We start from the raw sequence: 8887 nt of genomic DNA, 5'->3' as shown, positions 1-8887 counted from the left end.
TTAGACCAATTTTCTCTTGCTTTTGATTAAAAGTAAAAGGAACGACGAACTTTTATACTTTTGAACAAAAAATACAATGGCCAACATATTTGAATTTAATGGTTTTAAACCGGTAATCGCAGCTTCGAGTTTTATTCATCCTAATGCAACTGTTACGGGAAATGTAATTATTGGAGAGGATGTGTATGTAGGACCAGGTGCTGCTATTCGTGGTGACTGGGGACAAATAGTAATAGAGGACGGGTGTAACGTGCAAGAAAATTGTACACTGCATATGTTTCCAGGAACTACTATGACCTTGAAAAAAGGAGCGCATATTGGACATGGTGCAATTATTCACGGAGCAACTGTTGGAGAAAATTGCCTGGTTGGAATGAATGCCGTTTTGATGGATGATGTGATCGTTGAAGAAGAATGTATCATTGGTGCTTTGGCGTTTGTTCCTGCTAAAACGAAAGTAGAAAGAAGGTCTTTGATGGTAGGAAATCCTGCTAAAAAAGTAAAAGAGGTGAGTGATGATATGATCGCATGGAAAACAAAAGGTACAGCCCTTTACCAAGCACTTCCAAAGGAATGTATGGATACCTTAAAGCCCTGCGAGCCTTTAAGAGAGATTGAAGCAGATAGGCCCTCTCAAGATAAGCTATTTGAAACTTGGGAAAAAGTGAAAAACGCATAGAGGCTGGGGTATAGTACTTCTGGAGAATAAAAGCCTGCGTATTTGATGACGTTGGTCACTTTCACCTTGACGTATCGTCAGAAAATGAGTATATTCGCGCTGTGAAATTACAAGGTATGAACACTAAAACAATAAATTTTCAGGTTGAAAAAACAGCGGATTCTAAAGTAAACGCGGTAGATTGGGACAACCTTCCTTTTGGAAAAGTTTTCTCTGATCACATGTTAGAAATGGATTACGTGGATGGAAAATGGCAAGACCCGGTTATCCGTCCTTTTCAAGATTTAAAAATGCACCCTGCAACTTCTGTTATTCACTACGGACAATCGATCTTCGAAGGATTGAAAGCATACAGAAAAGAGGATGGAAGCGTTTCTATCTTTAGACCAGATATGAATGGGAAAAGATTTGCTGAGTCGTGCGAAAGAATGTGCATGCCAGAGCTTTCTCCAGAAATGTTTGTTGAATTGGTTGCCAAATTGGTAGAAATCGATGAAGCATGGGTACCAAAGAAAGAGGGGTACTCCTTGTACATTCGTCCATTCTTATTTGCAATGGATAATTACATCGGAATTAAACCATCTGACACGTATAAATTTATGATTTTCACTTGTCCAGTAGGAGCGTACTACGCACAACCGCTGAATGTGAAAATTGAAGAAAAATACACGAGAGCTGCCGAAGGTGGAGTAGGTAGAGCAAAAACAGCTGGAAACTACGCGGCTTCTTTATATCCTGCAATGTTAGGTCAACAAGAAGGTTACCACCAGTTGGTTTGGACAGATGCTAAAGAGCACAAGTACATTGAGGAGTCTGGAACAATGAACATTATGTTTGTTATTGATGACGTATTAATTACACCAAGCGAAGACAGTGATACAATCTTACGTGGAATAACAAAAAGATCTGTTGTAGAGGTTGCTCAGCAATGGGGGATGAAAGTAGAGGAGCGCAAGGTAACGGTTGAAGAAATCATTACAGCATGTAGAGAAGGTAGAGTACAAGAAGCTTTTGGAGCAGGTACTGCCGCTACTATCGCACCAATTAAAATGATAGGATTTAGAGATGAGAAATTCGAACTTCCAGCAGTGGAAACAAGAGAATTCTCTAACAAAGTACATAAATACTTAGATAATCTTAAAGTTGGTAAAATTGCAGATGAAAACAATTGGGTTTTCAACGTGTAAGCAAGGAGTCAACTGATATTAAAAAAGAGCGAACCAAACGGTTCGCTCTTTTTTTGTTGTATCTAAGTAATAATTCTTTTTACTCTATTCTCTATTTCTCTTTCAGCAAGTCTCTAATTTCACCTAATAAGACTTCTTCTTTAGAAGGTGCTGGCGGTGCAGCTGGTGCTTCTTCTTCCTTCTTTTTCATGCGTTCCTTCATGTTGTTATATGCCTTAACTACAAGGAACACACAAAAAGCAACTACGATAAATACGATGATCGTATTGATGAAAACTCCATACTTTATCGCCACTTCAGCAACGGCTGGAGTGATGACCTCTCCGGCATCGTTTAAAACTTCGGGTTGAGCTTCTGCAATAATAATTTTAAGCTTATTGAAATCGACACCACCAATGGCATAACCTACTGCTGGCATAATGATGTCATTCACCAAAGATTTTACAATTGCTCCAAAGTAGGTGGCCATAATTAAACCTACTGCGAGTTCCAAGACATTTCCTTTGGCAATAAATTTTTTAAATTCTTTTAGCATAGTAATAGTTTTTACTAAAAATAAACTAAAAGTTTCTAACGGTAAAACTATTTCTGAAAAGTAGATTCGAAGGGTAATCGCTGCATAATAGACCTTCCTAATGTGAGCTCATCTGCATATTGAAGTTCACTTCCTACGGCAACACCTCTCGAAAGCGTGGAGATGTTGAAATCGAAATCCTTTAATTTCTTATACAAATAAAAGTTAGTGGTATCCCCCTCCATTGTTGCACTTAAGGCAAAAATAATTTCTGAAATTTCTTCGTTCTCTGCTTTCGCTATTAAGGTGTCTATGTTCAAATCACTTGGACCAATTCCGTCCATGGGGGAGATAATACCTCCTAAGACATGGTATATTCCTTTATAGCTTGAGGTGGCCTCAATGGCCATGATATCGCGAATATCTTCAACGACGCAAATCAGAGAAGTGTCTCTATTAGGATTTAAACAAATGGCACAAAGTTCTTTATCTGATATATTTCCACAAGATGTGCATTGTTTTACTTCGCTTTTCATTGTTACAAAAGCTTGGGCAAAACGCTCTATTTCTTCCGGACTCCTTTTTAAAAGGTGTAAAACTAAGCGCAGTGCACTTCGTTTTCCAATACTTGGTAAAGAAGCCAGTTGTTCCACAGCTTCTTCTATATGTTTAGAAGGAATATTCATTACAACAAAATTAATGCTTTGTAGAGATATGCTGTGTATCCAAATACATAAAATTGTATTTGATGCTTTGAAGATGTGAAAAATAGCTTGCCTATGTGATTCTTTGACGTATTTTTGCGCTATGTTAGTGGAATTAGTATCAGAATGCGGTATCTCCCCTGAAAAATTACCGTACACCTTCGCCGGTTTGTGTTTGCAAGAACCTATGGCGTTAATCACAAACTGGTTGATAGCAACCATCTGTTTCATATGTTATTACAATTTGGGAAAACCTGAAAGTGAATTTGAGAAGTACTGGAAAGGGTTCTACATGCTTTTTGGTTTATCAACGGTATTTGGTGGATTGGGACATACTTTTTTCTACTATACAGGAATCTACGGAAAGTTCCCGTGTTGGACCTTGGGAATTTTAACAAGCTTCTATGCAGGGAAAGCGATGATAAGCTTGTATAATCCTTTACGAAAACGGTTGTTAACACGCGTACTGATTGCAAAAGCTGTACTTCTGTGGGGCTTGGCTATAGCCTTTAAGAGTTTCTTATTTATTACCGTTGACGCAGTTGTGGCCTACCTCATTTTCTGTGGTGGCTTTGGTGTTTACTTTTGGAAAAAAGGAATGGCTGGTTTCAAGTACATAGTATTTGGAGTGGTAATCTTAATACCTTCCGCTTTTATTTTTCTCTTGAAATTGAACCCTCACGTTTGGTTCAATAAAGATGATTTGAGCCATGTTTTAATGATGATTACTATTACCTTCTTTTACTTCGGTATTCGTTTTATGGCCAATTATTTTAAAGAAAATAATACCTTTAATGTTCTTAAATAATTCATCAGTTTTGGTGAACAAATAAAGACTTTAATAAGCTCATGAATAAAATTCAAAACACAGTAAACATTAAGAATAAACGCGCAAAGTTTGAGTATACAATCTTAGACACTTTTGTAGCTGGAATTCAATTGGGTGGTACCGAAATTAAAAGTATTCGTTTGGGTAAGGCGAGTATTGCGGAAGCCTTCTGTGTAATTGAAAATAATGAAGTGTTTATAAGAAACATGTTCATTAACGAATATTCGAATGCTTCTTTTTATCAGCATAAACCTAAAGCAGATCGTAAATTATTGTTGAATAGACAAGAGATTAATAAACTAGCGAAAAAAGTAGAAACGAAAGGATTTACTATTGTACCGCTCCGCATGTTTATCAACGAGAAAGGTTTGGCGAAATTAGAAATAGCCCTAGCGCAAGGTAAAAATATTCACGACAAGCGTCAGACACTAAAAGATAAGGACGATAAGCGTGCCTTAGATAGGGTGATGAAGAATTACAAGTAACCCAATGTGAGAAGGTGTAACCACCTCTGGTTACTGCATAATACTACGAGTATAAATAGGGTGTAGAAGTATACGCTAAATTGAAACAGAAAACTGTACAACAGGGTTCTACTTTTTGCTAAATAGGTGATAAGAGGAATGAGGAGTAAGATGACAATTACCCAATAGATACTTTGTACAGAATAATCTGTGAAGGAAGTAACCCATTCTCCTTGTCTGTTGAAGAATGCCAGGTGTTTTACTTCTCTTAGAATAAAGCTTTCTTCTAAATAAATATTTTTCCCCTCAACGATTTCATAGAAATATTGCCTTGGAAGCCAGAGTCCTTGCCCGCTTGCTGTATACAATGGCGAAACACTTTCTCTGTTAAAACCTTCATAGTAAACACGTGGATCTCCATGTGTAACTTGGTCTTTTACCCAACGAGATGGTAAATATTGATCGAGCACAAGTAATCCTGCTAGAAGCGTGGAAAAACACATGATAAAACGAAAGTAATTCCATAATCTACCTTGAGAGATTTTGGAAAAATAAGCTTCATTTTCTGCCTTTTCTCGGGCTTTTTGTTGTTCGTACCTTTCTTGTGCTTCCTTAAAACGTTGTTTCTTTTCTTCTTCAGATTGTGCCTTTTCAGGATGATTAAAATCTTTGTAACTGTATTGTTTTCCCGTACTTATTTTAGGTGGATTCGAAAGATATTCATAAGCTTCTTGAATGGCAATGAACTTTTCCATTGCGGCATCAGTAGGGTTTTTATCGGGGTGATAAATAAGAGCTTTCTTACGGTAAGCCTTTTTTATTTCTTGTGCCGATGCGTGAGAGGAAACGCCTAATATTTTACAGTAATACTCCTTCAAGTTCTATTCTTTCTTTCGTTTCTAGTCGGTTTATTTTTCCATTAGCTGTACGCGATAATTCAGGTAAGTAATAGATGAATTTTGGAATTTCGTATTTCTCCAAGGTGGAACGCATTGCTGTTTTGATTTGTTCTATGTTGTCAGGTTTTCCCTCAATACACAAACTAACGGCTTCACCAAACGTGTCATTCTTTACTCCACATATTATAAAAGCATGCTTGGATAGAAAAGTAACCAATTTTTTTTCAATAATTTCTGGTTGCAGTTTTACACCCCCAGAGTTTATCGTGAAATCAGCTCTTCCCAGCCATTCAAAACTTTGGTGGTCATGAAGGGTAATAATATCATTGGTTAGCATGTTTTCAACGCCTAAATGAGGAGCGTTTATAATCAGCTGATGATTTTCGTTTACAGTTATTTCCGATGGAGGCAAGACCTTGAAAAACTGATTTTCCTTACCTAAATATTTGAGTGCTATATGAGACACCGTTTCCGTCATGCCAAATGTGGAATAAGCATTTACCTGTGAATTGATCAACTCCTTCGCCAAATTATCATTTACAGGAGCTCCCCCAATAATTAGATGATTAATCAATTGAAAAGCATCATCTTTCATACATGTTTCCACTTGTAAAGGAACCATAGCCGCTAAATCAACTTTTTCTTGCAAAGGAGTAATTGCCTTGCTGTTGATAGGACCAACCCATAAATATGCATCATTAATTAAGGCGCGAACTATCATCATTTTACCGCCTATGTATGCAGGAGAAATACAGAGGTAATATTTACTTTCTTTTGTTAACTTGAAAAAAGTATTGGTGGTTTTGGCTGAGGCTATCATGTGTTTTTTCAACACTTTTATAGGCTTCGGTTTTCCGGTAGATCCAGAAGTGAATTGAACAATGTAATCTTTATCATTATTCCATTCTTCTAAAAATTCCTCAACCAAAGAAAAACTAACTTCACCGCCCTCTAATACCTTAATCTCCATCTTAAAATTGTGCGTCAATTACTTTAATAGCCTCTAAAATTATTGCTTCCTCAATGCTGTGATTAATGCTGGCTTCTCCAATACGCTGAAGTAGGGTAAAGTTGTATTCTTCCCCTTCCTTCTTTTTGTCGTTTTGCATATAACCCAGTAAGGTTTGCGCTATAGAGCTGATGTTGTCTATCTTATCGTATTGTTGTAGAATAAAGTGTTCAATTTCGAAATATTCTTCTTTGGGTAAAAGTCCTGAATCCATAGATATTTTACTCTCAACGAGTAACCCCAATCCTACAGCATAGCCATGAGGAAGAGGAGATTTATCGAGGAAGTAAGCTTCTAAAGCGTGGGCAATGGTATGACCAAAATTCAATTTTTTACGCTCATTTTCTTCTTTAGGGTCGCTTAGAACAATATCATTTTTAATGGCAACACTTACGGCAATATCATCTAAGTTAATGTCGTGTACATCCTTCTCCTTGAGCGCGTCCCAATGCGATCGATCAGCAATTAACCCGTGTTTCAACATTTCGGCTTTACCCCAAACTTTTTCATTGTCTGGTAACGTATGTAAAAATCCAGGATCTATAATGGTACAAATGGGATAGGCGAAGAGTCCGAGCTGGTTTTTATACGGACCAAGATCTATTCCTGTTTTACCCCCTGAAGAGGCATCTACCATGGCTAAAAGGCTTGTTGGCATGTTGATGAATTGTACTCCGCGTTTATAAACAGAAGCTATAAATCCACCTAAATCTGTTATGACACCGCCACCTAGATTAATGATTAAATCTCTTCTACCAATTTTATATTCGGTCAAAGCTTCCCAAACTTGGAAACAAATTTCCATCACCTTATTCTCTTCACCAGGAGGGAGAAGAATAACTTCTGCTTCTTTCAAGGCTGTATATTGTGTAAGAAGGGCTTCCAAACAATTATCATGTGTATTCTCGTCTACAATTATCACTTTTTTTGCTTGTGCAAAATCATTGTCAAGTAGTTGTTGTAGAGAGCTTTCGGTATGGTTTCCAATCTCTATGTAATAGCCTTGCGATTCTATCTTTTTTATCATTCCTTTGCCTTAGTTGGCTGAAATGTAGAAAAAATTCTGCTTGCCATCGAAAAATTGCTTGTCATTAATAAAACACGATTAATTTTGCCGCATGGTATCATTCGAAAATACGGAAATAGCATTTGCTTCTAAGAGCAATAGAGATTTGAATCGAGCGTATCGCCTTTTCAAACTCATGGGGTACCCGAGCTTAGTAAATATGGGCTCTGGCGTACTGAATATGGCAATGAAAATGAATTTGCCTGTGAAGGGTATCGTAAAACGTACCATCTTTAGACAATTTTGTGGTGGAGAAACCATTTTAGAATGTGATAGCACCATAGAGGAGTTGAACAAATTCAACGTTGGAACTATACTTGATTATTCGGTAGAGGGAATGTTGGATAAGGAAGATTTTACGGATACCGTGAATGAATTAATTTCTACCATTATTAGAGCCAATGGTGAAAAAGCAATTCCTTACGCCGTGTTTAAAGTTACCGGACTTGCGAATTTCAATTTGTTAAAGCGTGTAAACGATGAGAACGCTGAGATTTCAGAGGCTGATCGAAAGGCATTGGATTTAGTAATTGAAAGAATAGATACAATTTGTGCCAAAGCACATGAGTTTGGAGTTCCAGTTTTTATAGATGCGGAAGAGTCTTGGATTCAAGATATTATTGATAGAATTTGTGCCGAGATGATGCGCAAATACAACCGTGAACAATCTATAGTTTTCAATACTGTTCAAATGTACAGACATGATAGGTTGCAATTCTTGAAAGACAGTATTAAAGAAGCAAAAGAACAAGGGTATAACTACGGTGTGAAGTTGGTACGTGGTGCTTACATGGAGAAAGAAAGAGCACGTGCTGAGGAGCATGGTTATCCTTCTCCAATTCAGCCTGATAAAGCGGCAACAGATAGAGATTACGATTTAGCGTTAGAGCATGTAGTTCAGCACATTGATTACTGTAAGTTATGTGCGGGTACCCATAACGAAGAAAGTTCAGCCTTTTTAGCAGAGTTGTTAGAAAAGTATAACTTGGAAAAGGATGATAGACGTATCTACTTTGCTCAGTTGTTGGGAATGTCAGACCATATTTCATACAACCTTAGCTACGAAGGATACAATGTTGCCAAATACGTTCCTTATGGTCCGGTTAAAGAAGTAATTCCTTATTTGATGCGTAGAGCAGAGGAGAATACTTCTGTAGCAGGACAAACAGGTAGGGAGCTGAGCTTGATAATGAAAGAAAAGAAAAGAAGAAGAAGGTCTTCAAAGCCAACGCCGAGAAGATAATTTGAGGATAGTAAATAAAAAAAGGGAATGCGTTGCATTCCCTTTTTTTATAGATCCTTTATGAAGTGAAATCCTTTGGGTCCAAATCCCTGATTGTAATAGAATTTATGAGCTTTAAAATTGTTGGCATAGGCATCAAGTACCATAATGGTGCAGTTCCTTTCTTTGGCCAACTTTTCTGCGTATTCCGTAATTTGTTTTCCCAAACCTGAAGATCTGTGTTCAGGAGCAATCACAACGTTATCCATCTCTAAGTATTTTCCGCACCAAAGTTTCGTACCGAGCCATATACC

Annotated in this window: 11 protein-coding genes; 5 read left to right on the top strand and 6 right to left on the bottom strand. The window is 37.3% G+C overall.

From position 1 onward, the window contains the following. Positions 1-76: 76 nt before the first annotated feature. Entirely contained in the window at positions 77-679 is a 603-nt protein-coding gene (locus AC22ZQ_RS09665; RefSeq protein ID WP_318958578.1) for an acyltransferase, read from the top strand. A 116-nt stretch (positions 680-795) separates the two neighbouring features. Further along, positions 796-1866, top strand: coding sequence for a branched-chain amino acid aminotransferase (locus AC22ZQ_RS09660; protein ID WP_318958577.1), 1071 nt, complete (start codon positions 796-798; stop codon positions 1864-1866). A 91-nt stretch (positions 1867-1957) separates the two neighbouring features. Here the strand turns inward: AC22ZQ_RS09660 and mscL are convergent, their stop codons facing one another. Together mscL and recR are read right to left on the bottom strand one after the other, a co-directional pair. Beyond that, positions 1958-2401 carry a large-conductance mechanosensitive channel protein MscL gene (gene mscL / locus AC22ZQ_RS09655; protein ID WP_318958576.1) on the bottom strand — a complete coding sequence of 148 codons (444 nt, stop codon included), beginning with the start codon at positions 2399-2401 and terminating at the stop codon, positions 1958-1960. A 47-nt stretch (positions 2402-2448) separates the two neighbouring features. Then, positions 2449-3315 (bottom strand): recombination mediator RecR, encoded by an 867-nt coding sequence (gene recR / locus AC22ZQ_RS09650; protein ID WP_318958575.1) that lies wholly within the window; start codon positions 3313-3315, stop codon positions 2449-2451. 13 nt (positions 3316-3328) lie between these two features. Between recR and AC22ZQ_RS09645 the strand changes: the two genes are divergently transcribed. Both AC22ZQ_RS09645 and smpB read left to right on the top strand, forming a co-directional pair. Then, positions 3329-3892: a DUF6962 family protein gene (locus AC22ZQ_RS09645; RefSeq protein ID WP_318958574.1), complete on the top strand. Its 564-nt coding sequence runs from the start codon at positions 3329-3331 to the stop codon at positions 3890-3892. A gap of 50 nt (positions 3893-3942) precedes the next feature. Next, positions 3943-4398, top strand: a complete 456-nt coding sequence (gene smpB, locus AC22ZQ_RS09640) for an SsrA-binding protein SmpB (protein WP_318958579.1) — start codon at positions 3943-3945, stop codon at positions 4396-4398. Here the strand turns inward: smpB and AC22ZQ_RS09635 are convergent. Genes AC22ZQ_RS09635 through AC22ZQ_RS09625 form a run of 3 tightly spaced genes read right to left on the bottom strand, consistent with a single transcriptional unit; the run spans position 4389 to position 7312 of the window. After that, entirely contained in the window at positions 4389-5255 is an 867-nt protein-coding gene (locus AC22ZQ_RS09635) for a DnaJ domain-containing protein (protein ID WP_318958573.1), read from the bottom strand. The genes smpB and AC22ZQ_RS09635 overlap by 10 nt on opposite strands. Further along, positions 5236-6246 carry an AMP-binding protein gene (locus AC22ZQ_RS09630; protein WP_318958572.1) on the bottom strand — a complete coding sequence of 337 codons (1011 nt, stop codon included), beginning with the start codon at positions 6244-6246 and terminating at the stop codon, positions 5236-5238. Before AC22ZQ_RS09630 ends, AC22ZQ_RS09635 begins: the two co-directional genes overlap by 20 nt. 1 nt (position 6247) lies before the next feature. Next, positions 6248-7312, bottom strand: a complete 1065-nt coding sequence (locus AC22ZQ_RS09625) for a 3-dehydroquinate synthase (protein ID WP_318958571.1) — start codon at positions 7310-7312, stop codon at positions 6248-6250. Positions 7313-7403: 91 nt separating this feature from the next. Between AC22ZQ_RS09625 and AC22ZQ_RS09620 the strand changes: the two genes are divergently transcribed. After that, positions 7404-8594, top strand: coding sequence for a proline dehydrogenase family protein (locus AC22ZQ_RS09620; RefSeq protein WP_318958570.1), 1191 nt, complete (start codon positions 7404-7406; stop codon positions 8592-8594). 47 nt (positions 8595-8641) lie between these two features. Here the strand turns inward: AC22ZQ_RS09620 and AC22ZQ_RS09615 are convergent. After that, on the bottom strand, positions 8642-8887 hold a 246-nt coding region (locus AC22ZQ_RS09615), incomplete at its 5' end, for a GNAT family N-acetyltransferase (protein ID WP_318958569.1).

This window comes from Lishizhenia sp., from assembly GCF_057456495.1.
This window is presented reverse-complemented; position numbering and strand designations above follow the sequence as displayed.